Source organism: Staphylococcus aureus (genome assembly GCF_001027105.1).
GTDB classification, from domain to species: domain Bacteria; phylum Bacillota; class Bacilli; order Staphylococcales; family Staphylococcaceae; genus Staphylococcus; species Staphylococcus aureus.
In genome coordinates this window covers 2,120,525-2,140,505 of sequence record NZ_CP011526.1, presented here as the reverse complement: position 1 = coordinate 2,140,505, position 19,981 = coordinate 2,120,525, and the positions used below count along the sequence as shown (strand labels likewise).

The 19,981-nt window shown below is 32.8% G+C and carries 19 protein-coding genes; 15 read left to right on the top strand and 4 right to left on the bottom strand.

Annotation, left to right across the window (positions count from 1 at the left end; all coding sequences use genetic code 11):
• Window positions 1-123: 123 nt before the first annotated feature.
• The 3 genes from AA076_RS10845 (at window position 124) to AA076_RS10835 (ending at window position 3,011) form a co-directional block, all read left to right on the top strand.
• Window positions 124-1,497, top strand: coding sequence for an EVE domain-containing protein (locus tag AA076_RS10845; RefSeq protein ID WP_000123393.1), 1,374 nt, complete (start codon window positions 124-126; stop codon window positions 1,495-1,497).
• A gap of 457 nt (window positions 1,498-1,954) precedes the next feature.
• The gene (locus tag AA076_RS10840; protein ID WP_001123303.1) at window positions 1,955-2,368 is read left to right on the top strand and encodes a thiol-disulfide oxidoreductase DCC family protein; all 414 of its coding nucleotides are present in this window, start codon (window positions 1,955-1,957) and stop codon (window positions 2,366-2,368) included.
• Between the two features lie 199 nt (window positions 2,369-2,567).
• Window positions 2,568-3,011, top strand: coding sequence for a Dps family protein (locus tag AA076_RS10835; protein WP_000070866.1), 444 nt, complete (start codon window positions 2,568-2,570; stop codon window positions 3,009-3,011).
• Between the two features lie 120 nt (window positions 3,012-3,131).
• Here AA076_RS10835 and deoD read toward each other — a convergent pair whose 3' ends face one another.
• Entirely contained in the window at window positions 3,132-3,842 is a 711-nt protein-coding gene (deoD, locus tag AA076_RS10830) for a purine-nucleoside phosphorylase (RefSeq protein ID WP_000160304.1), read from the bottom strand.
• Between the two features lie 314 nt (window positions 3,843-4,156).
• Here deoD and deoC point away from each other — a divergent pair, with 314 nt between their 5' ends.
• The 3 genes from deoC to AA076_RS10810 all read left to right on the top strand — a co-directional run bounded on the left by deoC (window position 4,157) and on the right by AA076_RS10810 (window position 6,763).
• On the top strand, window positions 4,157-4,819 hold the full coding sequence (gene deoC, locus AA076_RS10825) for a deoxyribose-phosphate aldolase (RefSeq protein WP_001083311.1): 663 nt from the start codon (window positions 4,157-4,159) through the stop codon (window positions 4,817-4,819).
• A 278-nt stretch (window positions 4,820-5,097) separates the two neighbouring features.
• Window positions 5,098-6,399 carry a pyrimidine-nucleoside phosphorylase gene (locus AA076_RS10815; RefSeq protein WP_001242318.1) on the top strand — a complete coding sequence of 434 codons (1,302 nt, stop codon included), beginning with the start codon at window positions 5,098-5,100 and terminating at the stop codon, window positions 6,397-6,399.
• Between the two features lie 13 nt (window positions 6,400-6,412).
• Complete coding sequence (locus AA076_RS10810; protein ID WP_001024035.1) at window positions 6,413-6,763, top strand: DoxX family protein; 351 nt, start codon at window positions 6,413-6,415, stop codon at window positions 6,761-6,763.
• Between the two features lie 151 nt (window positions 6,764-6,914).
• Here the strand turns inward: AA076_RS10810 and AA076_RS10805 are convergent, their stop codons facing one another.
• Complete coding sequence (locus AA076_RS10805; RefSeq protein ID WP_000164421.1) at window positions 6,915-7,385, bottom strand: S-ribosylhomocysteine lyase; 471 nt, start codon at window positions 7,383-7,385, stop codon at window positions 6,915-6,917.
• Between the two features lie 310 nt (window positions 7,386-7,695).
• On the opposite strand from AA076_RS10805, the gene AA076_RS10800 reads away from it, so the two are divergent.
• The 3 genes from AA076_RS10800 to AA076_RS10790 all read left to right on the top strand — a co-directional run bounded on the left by AA076_RS10800 (window position 7,696) and on the right by AA076_RS10790 (window position 11,143).
• Window positions 7,696-8,880, top strand: coding sequence for a M20 family metallopeptidase (locus tag AA076_RS10800; protein ID WP_001836309.1), 1,185 nt, complete (start codon window positions 7,696-7,698; stop codon window positions 8,878-8,880).
• The gene (gene ldmS, locus AA076_RS10795; RefSeq protein ID WP_000183726.1) at window positions 8,880-10,073 is read left to right on the top strand and encodes an L-aspartate--L-methionine ligase LdmS; all 1,194 of its coding nucleotides are present in this window, start codon (window positions 8,880-8,882) and stop codon (window positions 10,071-10,073) included. Before AA076_RS10800 ends, ldmS begins: the two co-directional genes overlap by 1 nt.
• A 398-nt stretch (window positions 10,074-10,471) precedes the next feature.
• Window positions 10,472-11,143: a DUF2750 domain-containing protein gene (locus AA076_RS10790; protein WP_000120549.1), complete on the top strand. Its 672-nt coding sequence runs from the start codon at window positions 10,472-10,474 to the stop codon at window positions 11,141-11,143.
• A 129-nt stretch (window positions 11,144-11,272) separates the two neighbouring features.
• Here the strand turns inward: AA076_RS10790 and coaW are convergent, their stop codons facing one another.
• Window positions 11,273-12,076: a type II pantothenate kinase gene (coaW, locus tag AA076_RS10785; RefSeq protein WP_000862727.1), complete on the bottom strand. Its 804-nt coding sequence runs from the start codon at window positions 12,074-12,076 to the stop codon at window positions 11,273-11,275.
• Window positions 12,077-12,499: 423 nt separating this feature from the next.
• Between coaW and AA076_RS10775 the strand changes: the two genes are divergently transcribed.
• The 3 genes from AA076_RS10775 (at window position 12,500) to AA076_RS10765 (ending at window position 15,948) form a co-directional block, all read left to right on the top strand.
• A complete protein-coding gene (locus AA076_RS10775) occupies window positions 12,500-13,360 on the top strand; it encodes a GNAT family N-acetyltransferase (RefSeq protein ID WP_001040736.1) in 861 nt (286 codons plus the stop codon).
• Between the two features lie 111 nt (window positions 13,361-13,471).
• A complete protein-coding gene (gene rpoE, locus AA076_RS10770; RefSeq protein ID WP_000701483.1) occupies window positions 13,472-14,002 on the top strand; it encodes a DNA-directed RNA polymerase subunit delta in 531 nt (176 codons plus the stop codon).
• Window positions 14,003-14,337: 335 nt separating this feature from the next.
• Window positions 14,338-15,948 (top strand): CTP synthase, encoded by a 1,611-nt coding sequence (locus tag AA076_RS10765; protein ID WP_000159963.1) that lies wholly within the window; start codon window positions 14,338-14,340, stop codon window positions 15,946-15,948.
• Window positions 15,949-16,056: 108 nt separating this feature from the next.
• Here AA076_RS10765 and AA076_RS10760 read toward each other — a convergent pair whose 3' ends face one another.
• Window positions 16,057-16,578 carry a DUF2529 domain-containing protein gene (locus AA076_RS10760; RefSeq protein WP_000036005.1) on the bottom strand — a complete coding sequence of 174 codons (522 nt, stop codon included), beginning with the start codon at window positions 16,576-16,578 and terminating at the stop codon, window positions 16,057-16,059.
• Between the two features lie 217 nt (window positions 16,579-16,795).
• On the opposite strand from AA076_RS10760, the gene fdaB reads away from it, so the two are divergent.
• The 3 genes from fdaB to AA076_RS10745 all read left to right on the top strand — a co-directional run bounded on the left by fdaB (window position 16,796) and on the right by AA076_RS10745 (window position 19,805).
• The gene (gene fdaB, locus AA076_RS10755; protein WP_001131841.1) at window positions 16,796-17,656 is read left to right on the top strand and encodes a class IIb fructose-bisphosphate aldolase FdaB; all 861 of its coding nucleotides are present in this window, start codon (window positions 16,796-16,798) and stop codon (window positions 17,654-17,656) included.
• 465 nt (window positions 17,657-18,121) lie between these two features.
• On the top strand, window positions 18,122-19,381 hold the full coding sequence (locus AA076_RS10750; protein WP_000046602.1) for a UDP-N-acetylglucosamine 1-carboxyvinyltransferase: 1,260 nt from the start codon (window positions 18,122-18,124) through the stop codon (window positions 19,379-19,381).
• 88 nt (window positions 19,382-19,469) lie between these two features.
• A complete protein-coding gene (locus AA076_RS10745) occupies window positions 19,470-19,805 on the top strand; it encodes a winged helix-turn-helix transcriptional regulator (protein WP_000451438.1) in 336 nt (111 codons plus the stop codon).
• Window positions 19,806-19,981 lie beyond the last annotated feature (176 nt).

Here is a 19,981-nt window from a genome sequence, read left to right as displayed (position 1 = left end):
GATTAAAATCGCAGTGAACAAAGGGTATACAGTTGTTCGCATACGCGTCCAACTGCATAAGAAACACTAAAAGAATGTAATTCATAGTGTTTCTAAAATTTATTCAGGTTAAGGAGTATTAAGATGACAGCAGAAACGAATTATTTTTGGTTGAATTGTGGATATAACCGTTGGAATCATAATGAACCGTTAGTAGGACAAACAGCTTTATTTGAATCAGGCGCACATTTTAACCCATCTCAAGGATTTAGAGCGTTTAAAAAGGCTAAAGTAGGAGATCAAGTCATCTTTTATCAAGTTCAGACGGATACTGGACTACTTGGATGTGGTGAAATTATTAGTGTTGAAACAGGTGCACAAAATAAAATACGTGTACAGTTTCGTTTTAATGAACAATTGAAACCATTAACAGCAGATTATTTAAAGCGTAGTGAAGCTTTGGAATTTCGTATAAGTAATATGAAAGAGACATTGTTCAATCAAATCACTGCAGAAGAGTTTGATTTAATAAGTGGTCTTGGTAAAGGCGAAATTAAGATACCGCGTTATTTCTTTTTAGCTGAAACTGAAGAATTTGAACCTGGAAACCAATATACGATTTATACGCACACGTACAACGGTATTAAACGTAATGGTTATCATTTTTATACTCAGTTAGAAGAAGGCGACAATATTATTTTTTATAATCGAACGAAAAATCAATCTGTCGTTGGAATTGGAGAAGTATCAAAGCATATTCATGAAAAACCACCAATTCCTGGTAGAACAAATAGTACAGTGATTGAAGTGTCTTATGAGAAAGACATTACACCGATTACATTAAGTACATTAAATAAGCATCCTAAATTGAAAAACTTATATTTCCTTCAAGAAAATGCAAAACAGGCTATTGCAAGTATGTCACAAGCACAGTATGATGCAATTATTGAAATGAGCGATAATAATGGATTGAAATCTCCATTTGAAATGGTTCAAAAACCAGATATGCTTGAAAGTGAAAAAGAAGAAGCGTTAAAGCCATTTATTTTACTTGTTGTAGATCGAAAAGAAGAAGGCTTAAAAGCGGCTAATGACTTATTGCAAAAAGCGAATGCAAATCCTGTTATAACAACAGGTCATCCTGATTTTTCAGAAGATATGCTTTATGGCAAGTATTTACCAAATGAAACAGGGGCATTATACTATCGTGAAGGGTTTATTACTCAATTAATGCCTAAAAAGGATAAAAGTTATTTAGTTATTGATAATTTTAATCGTATAGATACAGACATTTTCCAAACGTATATTAATGTGTTAGAAGGCTATGAAGTAACATTACCACGTTATAATAAAGACGGTAATATGATTAAATGGTCACGACAAAAAGATTCTTTCTATTATTTCAATCCTAATTGGCATATTGTAGGTATTACATATGACAGTTTAGAGGAAATTAAGGAGAAATATTCAGAGCAGTTTTTAAAATACACACGTATAGTCAAAGTCAAACATGACTAATGATATATGGTAGTTTTTGAAAAGAAGTAAGGATAGGATTAAAAATTGCATAATTGCATATTTGAATAACCGCATAAAGAAAAAATGACGGGTAATCAACCATAAGAGCTAATTAAGAGCTTATGATAGATTACTCGTTTTTATTTTAATAAATAATAAAGACAGTATATGAATATAAAAGAATTTATGTTACAGAATTAAAACTTTATATGAGTTTTCCAGTGGTATGTTGAATAAGACGAATGACCAAACGCTAAGTTAATAATAAGAAATAAGATTACACTGTAGATTGAGAAATTTAAAGTAAATAAAAAATACATTATACAATAAATATAAAACTGAAAAATAAATTTTATGGCAATTTCGTGTCGCGAGGACTTATCAAGTGACAACCTTGTTTAAATGTTTTTAAATTAGGAAAAATGACTATAAGTACTATTAAAGGAGCGAATAAATTATGCCAATCGTATATTATGATGGAAACTGTATATATTGTTATAACTATGTCATTTGGTTAATTCAACATGACCTACCAAGAAATTATCAATTTGCCACGTTAAAAGGTGAAGTTGGCCAACAATTTTTTAAACAACATCCAGAAGCGGCAAATAAAAATAGTGTGATTTTACAGAAAGGTGATCGTATATATTTTGAATCGCAGGCGATTATTAAACTAATCACAGCACTACCTAATCGAACTAAATTATTGGGCGTAGGTTTATGGCTTGTACCTAAACCAGTCCGTAATTTCGGTTATCGAATGTTTGCTAATAATAGAAATAGAATGTGGAAAACAACATGGCACCAACCAAATGATTATGAAAAATCGTTCTTTTTAGATGATAATGCGAAAGTAAAACTTACTGATTGATAAAACATACTTGCTAATTGATAATGGATATATTAGATGATGAATTAAAATTTAGGCATTTAAATAGCGGAACACTTTACGGTTAGATTAGAATAATTATAAAAAAGAGAGTAAAAACACTTTACAGATTAGAATTATTATAATATAATAATTAATATAAACAAGCAAGACGTAGACAATTTTAAGGAGTGTATTAAATATGAGTAATCAACAAGATGTTGTAAAAGAATTGAATCAACAAGTAGCAAACTGGACAGTAGCTTACACAAAGCTACACAATTTCCACTGGTATGTGAAAGGGCCTAACTTCTTCTCATTACACGTTAAATTTGAAGAATTATATAATGAAGCAAGCCAATATGTAGACGAATTAGCTGAAAGAATTTTAGCGGTAGGAGGAAACCCTGTAGGTACATTAACTGAATGCTTAGAGCAATCAATTGTTAAAGAAGCTGCGAAAGGTTACTCTGCAGAACAAATGGTTGAAGAATTATCACAAGACTTCACAAATATCTCAAAACAATTAGAAAACGCAATCGAAATTGCTGGTAATGCTGGCGATGATGTATCAGAAGATATGTTTATAGGTATGCAAACATCAGTAGATAAACATAATTGGATGTTTAAATCTTACTTAAGCTAATCTACAGATAAGTAATAATATAAATAAAAGCCAACACATAAATGGGGATACGCCCAGAATGTGTTGGCTTTTTGAGTTTAATCGCATTGTTAAAGAGCAATTAAAGTCAATTTAAATAAGTTACTCTGCGATTTCTAAAGCGATTTCCATCATTTGTGTAAATGAATTTTGACGTTCTTCAGGTGTAGTAGCTTCGTCACGTAAAATATGATCACTTACTGTGAAAATACCAAGTGCTTTTTTACCAGCATGAATCGCATTTAAATATAAACCAGCTGATTCCATTTCGATACCTAAAATACCCATTTTTTTCCAAGCATCATTGAATGTTGGATCGGCATTGTAAAATGTATCAGAAGATAATACGTTACCTACGTGTGTAGTAGCACCGATTTGGTCAGCGACATTTTTAGCTTTAGTTACTAACTCGAAGTCAGCGATAGGCGCGAAATGACCTGGAATATTGTATTGATCTACATAATTTGAATTAGTTGATGCAGCTTGTGCAATAATAACATCGTATAAGTTAACATTTTCTTGTAATGCGCCACAAGAACCGATACGAATGATTGTATCTACATCAAAGAAGTTGTATAACTCATATGAGTAAATACCAATACTTGGAATACCCATACCAGAACCCATTACAGAAACTTCTTTACCTTTATATGTACCAGTGTAACCAAACATGTTACGTACATCGTTAAATTGTTCAACATTTTCTAAAAAATTATCAGCAATATATTTTGCACGTAGCGGATCGCCAGGCATTAATACTGTTTTAGCAATTTTTACTCCATTTGGTTGAATATGTGGTGTACCTTTTGTCATTTGTTATCTTCTCCTTAATATTCATTAATAATTTTAAGATAACATTTGTTTCCCTTTTTTGCGAATTTTTGTACTATAGAATTAAAGAATTATAAAAATATAATCCTGATTAGCTTGTTGTCAAGTCATCGTTCATAATGAAGATATCACGTTCAATTGTATTGTTTGTTTATGGGAAATGAATTAATGTAATAGTATATGTATGCGGTTACATAAAAAGCGAACATCTAACCTGATATTTAAATGAACCTGACGCTCAATCAACTAATTTACAACCGTATTTTTATAATCAACCATAAAGGAGGAGATAGAAAATGAATAGTGCAAAATTGATTGATCACACTTTATTGAAGCCTGAGTCAACACGTACGCAAATCGATCAAATCATCGATGAAGCGAAAGCATACCATTTTAAATCTGTATGTGTGAATCCAACGCATGTTAAATATGCAGCAGAGCGACTAGCTGATTCAGAGGTGTTAGTTTGTACGGTAATAGGATTCCCATTAGGTGCATCGACAACTGCGACGAAAGCATTTGAAACAGAAGATGCGATTCAAAATGGTGCAGATGAAATTGACATGGTCATCAACATCGGCGCATTAAAAGATGGACGTTTTGATGATGTACAACAAGACATTGAAGCAGTGGTGAAAGCTGCGAAAGGTCACACAGTAAAAGTGATTATTGAGACGGTATTGTTGGACCATGACGAAATTGTAAAAGCGAGTGAATTAACAAAAGCGGCTGGTGCGGACTTCGTTAAAACTTCAACAGGTTTTGCAGGTGGCGGTGCGACTGCAGAAGACGTTAAATTAATGAAAGATACAGTAGGTGCTGATATAGAAGTAAAAGCATCAGGTGGCGTACGTAATTTAGAAGATTTCAATAAAATGGTTGAAGCAGGTGCGACACGTATTGGTGCGAGCGCAGGCGTTCAAATTATGCAAGGTTTAGAAGCAGATTCAGATTACTAATTTTATAAAAATATGTAAGCATGGGACATCGTAACCATATATAAGTATGTCGATATCAGCTTTAAGACATCATAAATGCCATGATGATTCTAAGATAATTTAATAGGGACTTTAACGTTATAACCAATCTATTTAAGAATAATAACATCGCATTGAAATTGTGATATTAAAAATGAAATCGATAGCTTGCTATAATAATTTTCGCTTGTGCTTTTAAAAATGGACTAGAGAAAGCGCAGATGCTTTGTCCTAAGCTTTTTAAGAAAAGGATGATAAAAATGAGAATGATAGACATTATTGAGAAAAAGCGTGACGGTCATACACTAACAACGGAAGAAATTAATTTCTTTATTGGCGGCTATGTTAAAGGGGATATTCCTGATTACCAAGCATCAAGTTTAGCAATGGCGATTTATTTCCAAGATATGAATGATGATGAGCGTGCAGCATTAACGATGGCTATGGTTAATTCTGGTGATATGATAGATTTGAGTGATATTAAAGGTGTCAAAGTAGATAAGCACTCAACAGGTGGTGTAGGAGATACAACTACATTGGTTTTAGCACCATTAGTAGCAGCTGTAGATGTTCCTGTTGCAAAAATGAGTGGGCGTGGATTAGGTCATACAGGTGGTACGATTGATAAATTAGAAGCAATTGATGGTTTTCATGTTGAAATAGATGAAGCAACATTTGTGAAATTGGTTAATGAAAATAAAGTGGCAGTTGTAGGACAATCAGGAAATTTAACTCCTGCAGACAAAAAATTATATGCCTTAAGGGATGTTACTGGTACTGTCAATTCAATACCATTAATTGCCTCTTCAATTATGAGTAAAAAGATTGCTGCTGGTGCAGATGCAATTGTATTAGATGTAAAAACTGGTAGCGGTGCATTTATGAAAACATTAGAAGATGCTGAAGCATTAGCGCACGCAATGGTACGTATTGGTAATAATGTGGGACGTAATACGATGGCGATTATTTCTGATATGAATCAGCCACTTGGACGTGCGATTGGCAATGCGCTTGAGTTACAAGAAGCAATTGATACGTTGAAAGGACAAGGTCCGAAAGATTTAACAGAACTTGTATTAACATTAGGTTCTCAAATGGTTGTACTTGCAAACAAAGCTGAAACGCTTGAAGAAGCGAGAGCGTTGCTAATTGAGGCAATTAATTCAGGTGCAGCATTAGAAAAATTCAAAACATTTATTAAAAACCAAGGTGGCGACGAAACTGTTATTGACCATCCAGAGCGTTTGCCACAAGCTCAATATCAAATTGAATATAAAGCTAAAAAATCAGGTTATGTGACTGAATTAGTCTCTAACGATATAGGTGTCGCTTCGATGATGTTAGGAGCGGGACGTTTAACAAAAGAGGATGATATTGATTTAGCGGTTGGTATTGTTTTAAATAAAAAAATTGGTGATAAAGTAGAAGAAGGAGAATCATTATTAACGATTCACAGTAATCGCCAAGATGTAGACGATGTTGTTAAAAAATTAGATTCAAGCATAACAATTGCTGATCATGTTGTATCGCCTACATTAATTCATAAAATCATTACAGAATAGGAGTTGAAGCTGATTGAACATACTAAGATATTTATTAGGAATAGGTTTTAGTGTAATAGGTGTATTGCATTTTACACGAGAACGACAATTTAGAAATATCATACCGAAATGTTTGCCACTTCGAAAAACAGCGGTTCTTGTTACAGGAATCTTTGAGATATTATTTGGACTTGCACTTTTAATTAAAAGACCATCTCAATGCTTGAAAAATACAATCAATCTATTCTTGCTAGCTGTATTCCCAGCTAATATCTATATGGCAGTTAAAAAGTTACCTTTAGGAGATAAACAATTGCCAACATGGCAACTATATTTAAGGTTACCTATGCAGTTCGTGTTAATGGGACTAATTAAGAAATTATAGTGGTTCTCAAATAAATCGGACAAATGTTAAAGATTTTACTTTTTCATTTGTTCGATTTTTTGACTTTGAAGCATAATAAAAAGCAGTTGGACAATGGCGATTGTAAAATCATTGTTCGACTGCTTTTCTGATTAACTTGATTGACTAAGATTTATTTTCCTGTACCGAAAACATCATGCCATTCGTTTCGTTTGTCTAGAAATGCTTGAGCGATAGTTTTAGCACCTTCTAATGAATGACTTGCTGCCCAGCCACATTGTACTTCATTACAAGCAGGCACTTCAGTAGCATTTAGCACATCATTTAAAGTTGCTTCAACAATATTTAATACATCATCATAATTATCATGATTAATAAATGATACATAGAAACCAGTTTGGCAACCCATAGGACTTAAATCAACAACTTTGTCACTATGATTTCTAATATTTTCAGCCATTAAATGTTCTAATGAATGTAGTCCGGGCATATCCATATGTTCTTTGTTTGGTTGTTTGAAACGAATGTCGTATTTGTGAATGACATCTCCGTTTAATCCTTCCATCGTTCCCGCTAATCTAATAAATGGGGCAACCACCTTAGTATGATCTAAATTGAAACTTTCAACATTCATTTTTGTCATTTTGAATTTCCTCCTATTAACTACTCAAAACTATAAAACGCTTATGATTTGTTGCATTATAAAACTTAAGTTTGTTGTAAGTTGTGTTTCTAACAATACTTAAATTGTAACAATAGGGCTTATGTTTTACAATTTGAAACTGTTTTATAAATTTATGAAAGGCTTTTAGTTATTAGAAAATTTTGTAAATAAAGAAAAACTAGATGACATCATGAGATAAAACCGATAGAATAAGTAATAATTCATTTTGAAAGAACAAAATATTGTGGATGATTAAAATGAGTGTAGGGTAAAAGGGAGATAGTAAAAAATGAGTGAAAAACAACAAATTCTCGATTATATAGAAACAAATAAATATAGTTATATCGAAATCAGTCATAGAATTCATGAACGTCCTGAACTTGGTAATGAAGAAATATTTGCGTCTCGAACTTTAATAGATCGTTTGAAAGAGCATGATTTTGAAATTGAAACCGAGATTGCTGGGCATGCAACTGGGTTTATAGCGACATATGATTCAGGACTTGACGGGCCAGCTATAGGTTTTTTAGCAGAATACGATGCTTTGCCAGGATTGGGTCATGCTTGTGGTCATAATATCATTGGAACTGCAAGTGTTCTTGGTGCAATTGGTTTGAAGCAAGTGATTGACCAAATTGGTGGTAAAGTAGTCGTTCTTGGATGTCCAGCTGAAGAAGGTGGGGAAAATGGTAGCGCTAAAGCTTCTTATGTCAAGGCTGGTGTGATTGATCAAATAGACATTGCCTTAATGATTCATCCGGGAAATGAAACTTATAAAACGATTGATACTTTGGCAGTGGATGTTTTAGATGTTAAATTTTACGGAAAAAGTGCTCATGCCTCTGAAAATGCAGATGAAGCGTTAAATGCATTAGACGCTATGATTAGTTATTTTAATGGTGTAGCACAACTACGACAACATATTAAAAAAGATCAACGTGTGCATGGTGTGATTTTAGATGGCGGGAAAGCAGCTAATATTATTCCAGACTATACACATGCTCGTTTTTATACTAGAGCAATGACGCGTAAAGAATTGGATATATTAACAGAAAAAGTAAATCAAATCGCACGTGGAGCTGCGATACAGACTGGTTGTGATTATGAATTTGGTCGAATTCAAAACGGTGTGAATGAATTCATTAAAACGCCGAAATTAGATGATTTATTTGCTAAATATGCTGAAGAAGTTGGTGAAGCAGTTATTGATGATGATTTTGGTTATGGCTCTACGGATACAGGGAACGTAAGTCATGTTGTGCCAACAATACATCCTCATATTAAAATAGGATCACGTAATTTAGTAGGACATACGCATAGATTTAGAGAAGCGGCTGCGAGTGTACATGGTGATGAAGCATTAATTAAAGGCGCTAAAATAATGGTGTTGATGGGGTTAGAGTTAATTACAAATCAAGACGTTTATCAAGACATTATTGAAGAGCATGCGCATTTGAAAGGGAATGGGAAGTAATGACAAATAATGGTAATGAGCCGAACTTAACGTTAAGTGATTTATATGACAAAGATGTTGTCTATACGTCAAGACCTTCGTATATATCGAATCCATGGTTGAAACCGGACGAACATCAATCTAATTTTTTAACTGGTAGGGAGTTATTAATAGCAAATCAATTACCTGTTATTGTTCACGAAGCTAGTGCGACAGACAAATTGCATCAGCTATTTCAAGTTATTGGTAAGGAAGTACCGAACTCAATTTATACATTTAACAATCAGCAATCTTACGAAAACTTGATCAAACAATTGGCACATAAGGAAAATAAAAAGATTTATTTTCAATATATTCATGATGAAACAATCTTGAATCAGCAATATTATGCATTAGATAAAACGTTATTTGTTGCTTTAAATAATAAAGCAAGAATACCTGAATGGACAAATGGGAAGTTTTTACCAAAAAGAAAAGTTGTAAAAATTGAGCAATTCGAAAACGAGATTAAGAATTGGGAATTCCCGTTAGTAATTAAGCCGGGAGATGATCTTCCGACAGCAGGTGGCTATGGCGTTATGATTTGTTATCATGATGCAGATTTACAAAAAGCGATAACGCGTATTAAAGAGGCAACTGCTGAAACGAATTCGCTTATTATCGAACAGAAGATTGAAGAAAAAGCGAATTATTGCGTTCAGTTTGCATACTCGGAATCGCTAGGCATTCAATATCTTGGTGCGGCAACGCAATTAACGGATAAGTACGGATTTTATAACGGAAATGAAAATACTACTAATGTACCAGAGCACGTTATAGAAGCAGGTAGACAAATTATGGAAAACGGTGTGAATCAAGGATTCTTTGGTGTAGCTGGTTTTGACCTACTCGTCGATGAGGATGATAACGTTTATGCGATTGATTTAAACTTTAGACAAAATGGTTCAACGAGCATGTTATTACTTGCTAACGAGTTGAATTCAGGATATCAAAAGTTTTATAGTTATCATTCAAAAGGTGATAACACACATTTCTTCAATACGATTTTGAAATATGTCAAAGAAGGTAGTTTATACCCGTTATCTTATTATGATGGTGATTGGTACGGTGAAGATAAAGTTAAATCAAGGTTTGGCTGTATTTGGCATGGTGATTCAAAAGAAACAGTACTGGAGAATGAACGCGCATTTTTAGCTGAACTTGAACACTATTAGAGTTCGGAACATAAGGCGCTACAATGTTGTGTTGCCAGTAGTTGACTGAATATGCGTTTGTAACAAGCTTTTTTCGATTCTAGTCAACAGTAATTAAATTTATGATATGGCAATACTTTGTAATACTAATATTAAATGGCGACTTTTATTTCACTATGTTATAAGAGTTGCCATTTTGTTGATAAAGGTATACTAAAGGTTATCGTTTTGAAATTTTTAGTAACTAGATATGTTTCGTGTTATAGACCGAATTTGTGTATACGTAAAATTTAATGCTATTGAATTTTTAAAATGAAAAACATGACATTAAATTGAATTCTTAATATGTCTAATTGACTAACTTGTTGGAGTCATTTACTATTTTATGTATGACATATTTTAAAAAGTGAGGGTCAAGCATGTCTTATAAAGCATATCCATTCTTTAGAGATATATTAATAAATGAATGTATTTATTTCGCCTCTAAAAATAAAAAACTAGTACGCCTAAATTATAAAAGTGAAGCGTATGTAGGCGTTTGGACAGAAGAAAGTGTGGCCGTATCATTTTTAACAAGTCGTGATATTCCATTTGATAAAGTTGTAAAAATGGACGTTGATCGTTTTGCTACTTATGAATTAGATGAATTGTTTGATGAACAAGACCATATTATTATGAATCAAACAATGGAAGAAGAAGGGCATCTACTAAACGTTGTAGCTGTTACACAAGAAGTGATGACGGAATTAGATAAAATTAGAATCAAAGAATTTGTCCAAGATGTAGCGAAATATGATGAAGTATACGGCTTAACTAAAAAAGGTAGTAAGCAGTTTATTCTCATTAGTGAAAATGATAGCGACGAAAAAAAGCCGCATATTATGCCTGTATGGAGTATTAAAAACAGAGCGTTAAAAGTTCGAGATGAAGATTTTGAAGAGTGTGATTTAATTACGATTGAAGGTTCTGTTTTCGGAGAATGGCTAGATGAACTTAGAGATGATCATAAAGCCGTTGCGATAGATTTAAAAACTGGCGTGGTTGGTACAATTGTTTCAGCGCAAAAATTGTCTAATGAACTTACATTTTAATTGAATTGAGTTGTAAGTAATTAAGTGATAATAAATGGAACAATACGTATTCAAAACACTTAGACCATAAAATAAAAGGCCATTTATATAGCGTTTATTTAAAACAACGCGCATATAAATGGTCTTTTTCTATTTTTCTAAATATAATGCACCAATAGCACCTGAAAATGCGCCGTTTTCAACATAGTACGGTTTGCAACCGCGTAACACAGTATAATCTTCCACAACTTTGCGTAATAAAGCGTTATTATGAAATGAAGAACCGATATAAACGATATTTTCAGTTTTAAATTCACGTGCAACAGTAATGGCCATTGTCGTAACAACTTCGCCAACGACACCAATAACGGCTGCTAATTTATTGCTAGGTGTAAAATCAGCATCTAAATGATGTAGTACATGACCAAAATTAGCTGCTGTTAAATCACCGGGAATGGGTGGTTCGGTATCTTTATAAATATGTCTAACCTTTAAATCGATAGTGTTACGATCACCGTGTTGTGCCATGTCAGTTAACTGTTTATAATCAGTGATTTGACTTAGTAAATAACCGAGTCCTTGAATCATGCCTCCACCTGTACCGATACCGCCTACACGACGTTGTGATTGGCCGTCGAAATAATGTAGTGACGTACCGGTACCAACATTTGCAAAAATATAATCTGCTAAGTCATGGCCTTGCTCTTTTAACAAAATACCTAGTCCTTGAGATGCAGCATCAAACTCTACAAAAATTTGTGCAGGAATGTTGATGTTTTCAGCAATGACACCTGCATTACCTCCAGTTAAGCATAATTTTTCAATTTGCTGTTGGTTTAACCATTCCACAACTTGATCAATATTTTTAGTTAATTCAGTTTTAAAAGTACGTTGGTTATCTTGCTCTTGAACGATTTTAATTAGTGTACCGCCAGCGTCAATGCCAACTTTCATAAGATTCCCACCTCATTATTAATGTCTATCCTTAAATAATAGTATAGTAAAATGACTAAAAAACAAGTAATAATAGTAATTATTAACAAATTTGATGCCATTGCATTTCAACATTGTAAGCGTATCGCAATTAATGTTTTACAAACGTGGACGTTAAGTTATATATATTATTTTCTAGGAATTTTGAAGTTGTATAGGATTGTTAGTTAGTGACGCAATATTAAAAGTAGTTCGTACGCAGTGTATTTGTAAGTCTCTGATTAAAATGATAAGTAATGAGGAATAGTACATTAATTTTGAAATTTAAAAAATATAAATAAGTAATTTATTTAACTTAGAGCAAATAATGGTATCGTAGTGAAATAATAGGTAAAATAATATGGGGATTCATGCTTCATATATAAAAAGATAGGGGTTAAATATATGGCTAAAGAACTTTGTTTTGAAGGTATCACTTTAAAAGCATTTGATGAACAATATCGTTCAGCAATTAATGATTTTGACTTGAATGAAAGACAACAAATATATTCATCTTTACCTAAAGAAGTTATTGATGATGCAATTAATGATGCTGATAGGATTGCTAACGTAGCAATAAACGATAAAAATGAAGTGGTGGGCTTTTTTGTATTACATCGTTACTATCAGCATGAAGGTTATGATACACCTGAAAATGTCGTTTATATTCGTTCATTATCGATTAATGAAAAATATCAAGGTTTTGGATATGGCACGAAAATAATGATGTCATTGCCGCAATATGTTCAAGGTGTATTTCCTGATTTTAATCATCTATATCTAGTAGTAGATGCGGAAAATGACAATGCTTGGAACCTATACGAACGTGCTGGATTCATGCATACAGCGACTAAAGAAGAAGGACCAATTGGCAAAGAACGACTATATTACTTGGACTTAGATTCAAAACATGTTTCATCATTAAAGCTTGAAGAAGAAAGTCGTTCAGAAGTGACCAATGTACATATCATTAATTTAATGATTGATGGCCAAAAGGTTGGCTTTATCGCATTGGAGCAGATTGGTGAACGCATGAACATTGCTGCTATTGAAGTGGATAAATCATATCGCTTTAATGGTATTGGTTCAAGTGCTCTGCGACAATTGCCAACTTACTTAAGAAAAAACTATGACAACCTTAATGTGATTACGATGATTCTGTTTGGAGAGAATAATGATTTTAAACCATTATGTTTAAATAGTAATTTCGTTGAAATCGAACAAACTGATGATTATGTCGTTTTCGAAAAATATTTAAATTACTAACAGTGATTGCGAAATATGATATTGTCATTTATAATTTAGTTTTGTTACTATATATAAATGAATTCAGACGTATAAATTTAGATTATATCCTTCGAAAGGAAGTATTGGGCAATGAAAATTCAAGATTATACAAAACAAATGGTTGATGAAAAATCATTTATTGATATGGCTTATACATTATTGAATGATAAAGGCGAAACAATGAACTTATATGATATCATCGATGAATTTAGAGCGTTAGGTGATTATGAGTACGAAGAAATTGAAAATCGTGTTGTACAATTTTACACGGATTTAAACACAGATGGTCGTTTTTTAAATGTTGGAGAAAATTTATGGGGATTACGTGATTGGTATTCGGTAGATGATATTGAAGAGAAAATCGCACCAACTATTCAAAAATTCGATATTCTGGATGCAGATGATGAAGAAGATCAAAACTTAAAATTATTGGGCGAAGATGAAATGGATGACGACGATGATATTCCAGCTCAAACAGATGATCAAGAAGAACTAAATGATCCAGAAGATGAGCAGGTTGAAGAAGAAATCAATCATTCGGATATAGTCATTGAAGAAGATGAAGATGAACTAGACGAAGACGAAGAAGTGTTTGAAGACGAAGAAGACTTCAACGATTAATTTTTTGTTTGACTTTTAGTTGAAAGATGATAAAATTTTATTCGGGCTCCTTTAAATAGGACACGTGTATAAAATTTATACGCTCCCCTTACAGAATTTGTGAGAGGGAGCGTTTTTTTATTTAATTGAGTAAATCAAGAAATGATAACGCAAAAATCAAAGTTGTAAATGATATACATAGTGACATAGCAGTATGGAAACGGTAAGTAAACAGAATTTAATTTTGTCGAATTCGACAAATAAACAACTTGAATGAGCTTGCTTTAATGTTATGTTTTACGTAATTTTTACAATTGATGAGGAAGCATTCCCTTTAATAATTAGGAGGTCAAGACATGACAAAATTTATTTTTGTAACAGGTGGCGTAGTTTCATCATTAGGGAAGGGTATTACAGCATCTTCTCTAGGTAGATTATTAAAAGATAGAGGTCTAAATGTAACAATTCAAAAATTCGATCCATACTTAAATGTTGACCCAGGTACAATGAGTCCTTATCAACATGGTGAAGTATTCGTAACGGATGATGGTGCAGAAACTGACCTAGACTTAGGACATTACGAAAGATTTATTGATATTAATTTAAACAAGTTTTCAAATGTGACAGCCGGTAAAGTGTATTCACACGTATTGAAAAAAGAACGTCGTGGTGATTACTTAGGCGGAACAGTTCAAGTTATTCCGCATATTACAAATGAAATTAAAGAACGTTTATTACTTGCAGGGGAAAGTACGAATGCAGACGTTGTTATCACTGAAATTGGCGGTACAACAGGTGATATTGAGTCATTACCGTTTATTGAAGCGATTCGTCAAATTCGTAGCGATTTAGGTAGAGAAAATGTTATGTATGTTCACTGTACATTACTGCCTTATATTAAAGCTGCTGGAGAAATGAAAACGAAGCCAACACAACATAGTGTTAAAGAATTACGAGGCTTAGGTATTCAACCAGACTTAATCGTTGTAAGAACTGAATATGAAATGACACAAGATTTAAAAGATAAAATTGCATTATTCTGTGACATTAATAAAGAAAGTGTTATTGAATGTCGTGATGCAGACTCTTTATACGAAATTCCATTACAATTAAGCCAACAAAATATGGATGATATCGTTATTAAACGTTTACAATTAAACGCGAAATATGAAACACAGCTTGATGAATGGAAACAGTTGTTAGATATCGTTAATAATTTAGATGGTAAAATTACAATTGGTTTAGTAGGTAAATATGTTAGCTTACAAGATGCATATTTATCAGTTGTTGAATCATTGAAACATGCTGGATATCCTTTTGCCAAAGATATTGACATTAGATGGATTGATTCAAGTGAAGTAACAGATGAAAATGCAGCCGAATACCTTGCAGATGTCGACGGTATTTTAGTACCAGGTGGATTTGGTTTCCGTGCAAGTGAAGGTAAAATTAGTGCAATTAAGTATGCTAGAGAAAACAATGTACCATTCTTTGGTATTTGTTTAGGAATGCAACTTGCAACAGTTGAATTTTCAAGAAACGTATTAGGCCTTGAAGGCGCACATTCAGCTGAATTAGACCCAGCAACACCATACCCAATTATAGATTTATTACCAGAACAAAAAGATATCGAAGATTTAGGTGGTACATTACGCTTAGGCTTATATTCATGTTCAATTAAAGAAGGCACATTGGCACAAGATGTTTATGGTAAAGCGGAAATTGAAGAAAGACATCGTCATCGTTATGAATTTAATAATGACTATAGAGAACAATTAGAAGCAAATGGTATGGTGATTTCTGGTACAAGTCCAGATGGACGTTTAGTAGAAATGGTAGAGATTCCGACAAATGATTTCTTTATTGCTTGTCAATTCCACCCAGAATTCTTATCTAGACCAAATCGTCCGCACCCGATTTTTAAATCATTTATTGAAGCTTCATTAAAATATCAACAAAATAAATAAATTTGCTAATAAAACCGGTACTTTCATTGTTAAACATTGAAAGTACCGGTTTTTCGTATAATTTTAATATTATGTTAGTGACAAGGTATGAAATAACAATAGTGACTTTTATAATTCTAAGTCTCTTGTCATTTCAATCATTTGTGTATAAATGTCATAGTATACATAATTCAATGCCATCGCATGTGGTTGGACAATCTTATCGTAATCTTCAGTGTAGACTATAGGTCTTGGTGTAGATAAATCGATAAAATGTACGAGATGATCAGGGAAATCATCTGTTTTAGGTTTGTTGCTTATTAAGACCACATCGATATCTAAGTCGATAAGTTTTTGAATATCTAATGCAACTTGATCATTATAAAATGGTGCGAATAATAATACACGATCAGTTGAGTCAATTTCTTTAAAGTCTTTAATAGCGTCAAGTTTTCGGCTAGATTTTAAACGCTCATCACTATGTAGAATGAAACTTTCGAAAAACTGTAAATCATCATAACCTTTTACATAAACATAACCTTCGCCACCAATTGCTTGAATTAAACATTGGGCGGCCATTTGAATTTCTAAAGATTGTTTTTCTAGCCTATTAAAGATACCTATTAGTTGTGTGTTTAAGATTTTTGACATCTTTATCCTCCAATCTACTTATAAAATATTGTAATTAATGACTACATATTATGCAACGGCTTAAATTGTATAAAAATGTATACGTTTGCATTTAGTATAACTATCGCATTTTTCAAAAAATACACATTTAATCTGCAGTATTTCAATGCATTGACGCTATTTTTTTGATATAATTACTTTGAAAAATACGTGCGTAAGCACTCAAGGAGGAACTTTCATGCCTTTAGTTTCAATGAAAGAAATGTTAATTGATGCAAAAGAAAATGGTTATGCGGTAGGTCAATACAATATTAATAACCTAGAATTCACTCAAGCAATTTTAGAAGCGTCACAAGAAGAAAATGCACCTGTAATTTTAGGTGTTTCTGAAGGTGCTGCTCGTTACATGAGCGGTTTCTACACAATTGTTAAAATGGTTGAAGGGTTAATGCATGACTTAAACATCACTATTCCTGTAGCAATCCATTTAGACCATGGTTCAAGCTTTGAAAAATGTAAAGAAGCTATCGATGCTGGTTTCACATCAGTAATGATCGATGCTTCACACAGCCCATTCGAAGAAAACGTAGCAACAACTAAAAAAGTTGTTGAATACGCTCATGAAAAAGGTGTTTCTGTAGAAGCTGAATTAGGTACTGTTGGTGGACAAGAAGATGATGTTGTAGCAGACGGCATCATTTATGCTGATCCTAAAGAATGTCAAGAACTAGTTGAAAAAACTGGTATTGATGCATTAGCGCCAGCATTAGGTTCAGTTCATGGTCCATACAAAGGTGAACCAAAATTAGGATTTAAAGAAATGGAAGAAATCGGTTTATCTACAGGTTTACCATTAGTATTACACGGTGGTACTGGTATCCCGACTAAAGATATCCAAAAAGCAATTCCATTTGGTACAGCTAAAATTAACGTAAACACTGAAAACCAAATCGCTTCAGCAAAAGCAGTTCGTGACGTTTTAAATAACGACAAAGAAGTTTACGATCCTCGTAAATACTTAGGACCTGCACGTGAAGCCATCAAAGAAACAGTTAAAGGTAAAATTAAAGAGTTCGGTACTTCTAACCGCGCTAAATAATTAATATTTAGTCTTTAAGTTATTAATAACGTAGGGATATTAATTTTAAAAGAAGCAGACAAAATGGTGTTTGCTTCTTTTTTATGTCGTATAAGTAATAAATAAAACAGTTTGATTTTAAAATGAAAGCGTAAAAATGGTAAAATATATCAAAATTGATTGTGATATAATTATAAGGAAAATGAGCAATTTATGAAAAAAGTTTACGTGAAAACCGTAGAATTAAAACTAAATAATTGTCAAAACAACGTCAATATTTAGTTGAATAATCAGACTTTAGACCATGGTCAAGTGGGGAAGAACAGCATATATTAGTAAAGGTGAATGATTTGTTATTAATCAATCGAAAATAGAAAGACAAGATTTTAACGATTAAAATAAACTATTTTACAAATAAAGTAAAATTAATTTATAATGCTAATAATGCAAAAAATTAAAAAGTAATGGACAAAGGAGATAAATGATATGGCTCAAGAGGTAATAAAAATAAGAGGTGGACGCACACTAAATGGGGAAGTTAATATCAGTGGCGCGAAAAACAGTGCTGTAGCTATCATTCCTGCAACATTATTAGCTCAAGGACATGTGAAATTAGAAGGGTTACCGCAAATCTCTGATGTTAAAACTTTAGTGAGTTTATTAGAAGATTTAAATATTAAGGCATCACTAAATGGTACGGAATTAGAAGTTGATACAACTGAAATACAAAATGCTGCATTACCAAATAATAAAGTTGAATCATTACGTGCTTCATACTATATGATGGGTGCCATGTTAGGTAGATTTAAAAAATGTGTGATTGGTTTACCGGGAGGATGTCCACTTGGGCCACGTCCAATTGATCAACATATTAAAGGATTTAAAGCTTTAGGTGCTGAAATTGATGAATCAAGTACGACATCAATGAAAATCGAAGCTAAAGAGTTAAAAGGTGCACATATTTTTCTAGATATGGTTAGCGTAGGTGCAACAATTAACATTATGCTAGCTGCAGTTTATGCAACAGGACAAACTGTAATTGAAAATGCTGCTAAAGAACCGGAAGTAGTTGATGTTGCTAACTTCTTAACAAGTATGGGAGCTAATATTAAGGGAGCGGGTACATCAACAATTAAAATCAATGGCGTCAAAGAATTACATGGTTCTGAGTATCAAGTTATACCTGATAGAATTGAAGCAGGCACATATATGTGTATCGCTGCAGCATGTGGAGAAAATGTTATATTAAATAATATTGTTCCGAAACATGTAGAAACATTAACTGCTAAATTTAGTGAATTAGGTGTGAATGTTGATGTAAGAGACGAAAGAATTCGCATCAATAATAATGCGCCATATCAATTTGTTGATATTAAAACACTAGTATATCCAGGTTTTGCTACTGATTTGCAACAGCCTATTACACCATTATTATTTATGGCAAATGGTCCTTCATTTGTAACTGATACGATTTATCCGGAGCGTTTTAAACATGTTGAAGAATTAAAGCGCATGGGTGCAAATATTGAAGTTGACGAAGGCACAGCAACGATAAAACCATCAACATTACATGGTGCTGAAGTTTATGCTAGCGATTTAAGAGCAGGAGCTTGTTTAATTATTGCTGGTTTAATTGCTGAGGGTGTAACTACAATTTACAATGTTAAACATATTTATAGAGGTTATACAGATATTGTAGAACACTTAAAAGCTTTAGGTGCAGATATTTGGACGGAAACTGTATAGATTTATCTTGTTTTGTGGTATAATAATTATACTGATTAAAAAATGGTGTTCGTTTACATTCTAAATTTATTGATGAGAGGTGAAGATGATGGAAGTATGTCCGTATCTCGAAGAAACTTTTAAAATACTTGGTAGAAGTTGGAATGGATTAATCATTAATTATCTCTCAAGATGTAATGACTGTTCAGCACACTTTTCCGATATGAAAAGAGATTTGAAAACAATAACACCACGTGCTTTAAGTCTTAAGTTGTCAGAGCTTGCACAATGGGAGTTAGTTGAGAAGCAAATCATTTCTACGAGTCCAGTACAAATTATTTATGTGCTAACTGAAAAAGGTAAAGCGTTAGCAGAGGCTTTACATCCAATTGAAGCATGGGCGCAATCATATGTCGATTTAACAGATCAACGTACTGCTAAATAATTACATGACGTTTAAACATAGCATTGATTATAACTATTTCTAAGTCTTCGCATTATTTGCGATGATGTGGGAATAGTTATTTTTATTTAAAAATATAAAAAAATAGATGCAGCAAAATTTTAAAGCATTTTATTTTGAACATATTAAAAGGGAGCGTATCATAATGGAATGTAATG

What these genes read in the sequence shown, in the direction of transcription:
- AA076_RS10845 (WP_000123393.1), top strand. Translation starts at nt 124, where the DNA reads ATGACAGCAGAAACGAATTATTTTTGGTTGAATTGTGGATATAACCGT.
- AA076_RS10840 (WP_001123303.1), top strand. Translation starts at nt 1,955, where the DNA reads ATGCCAATCGTATATTATGATGGAAACTGTATATATTGTTATAACTAT.
- AA076_RS10835 (WP_000070866.1), top strand. Translation starts at nt 2,568, where the DNA reads ATGAGTAATCAACAAGATGTTGTAAAAGAATTGAATCAACAAGTAGCA.
- deoD (WP_000160304.1), bottom strand. Translation starts at nt 3,842, where the DNA reads ATGACAAAAGGTACACCACATATTCAACCAAATGGAGTAAAAATTGCT.
- deoC (WP_001083311.1), top strand. Translation starts at nt 4,157, where the DNA reads ATGAATAGTGCAAAATTGATTGATCACACTTTATTGAAGCCTGAGTCA.
- AA076_RS10815 (WP_001242318.1), top strand. Translation starts at nt 5,098, where the DNA reads ATGAGAATGATAGACATTATTGAGAAAAAGCGTGACGGTCATACACTA.
- AA076_RS10805 (WP_000164421.1), bottom strand. Translation starts at nt 7,385, where the DNA reads ATGACAAAAATGAATGTTGAAAGTTTCAATTTAGATCATACTAAGGTG.
- AA076_RS10800 (WP_001836309.1), top strand. Translation starts at nt 7,696, where the DNA reads ATGAGTGAAAAACAACAAATTCTCGATTATATAGAAACAAATAAATAT.
- ldmS (WP_000183726.1), top strand. Translation starts at nt 8,880, where the DNA reads ATGACAAATAATGGTAATGAGCCGAACTTAACGTTAAGTGATTTATAT.
- AA076_RS10790 (WP_000120549.1), top strand. Translation starts at nt 10,472, where the DNA reads ATGTCTTATAAAGCATATCCATTCTTTAGAGATATATTAATAAATGAA.
- coaW (WP_000862727.1), bottom strand. Translation starts at nt 12,076, where the DNA reads ATGAAAGTTGGCATTGACGCTGGCGGTACACTAATTAAAATCGTTCAA.
- AA076_RS10775 (WP_001040736.1), top strand. Translation starts at nt 12,500, where the DNA reads ATGGCTAAAGAACTTTGTTTTGAAGGTATCACTTTAAAAGCATTTGAT.
- rpoE (WP_000701483.1), top strand. Translation starts at nt 13,472, where the DNA reads ATGAAAATTCAAGATTATACAAAACAAATGGTTGATGAAAAATCATTT.
- AA076_RS10765 (WP_000159963.1), top strand. Translation starts at nt 14,338, where the DNA reads ATGACAAAATTTATTTTTGTAACAGGTGGCGTAGTTTCATCATTAGGG.
- AA076_RS10760 (WP_000036005.1), bottom strand. Translation starts at nt 16,578, where the DNA reads ATGTCAAAAATCTTAAACACACAACTAATAGGTATCTTTAATAGGCTA.
- fdaB (WP_001131841.1), top strand. Translation starts at nt 16,796, where the DNA reads ATGCCTTTAGTTTCAATGAAAGAAATGTTAATTGATGCAAAAGAAAAT.
- AA076_RS10750 (WP_000046602.1), top strand. Translation starts at nt 18,122, where the DNA reads ATGGCTCAAGAGGTAATAAAAATAAGAGGTGGACGCACACTAAATGGG.
- AA076_RS10745 (WP_000451438.1), top strand. Translation starts at nt 19,470, where the DNA reads ATGGAAGTATGTCCGTATCTCGAAGAAACTTTTAAAATACTTGGTAGA.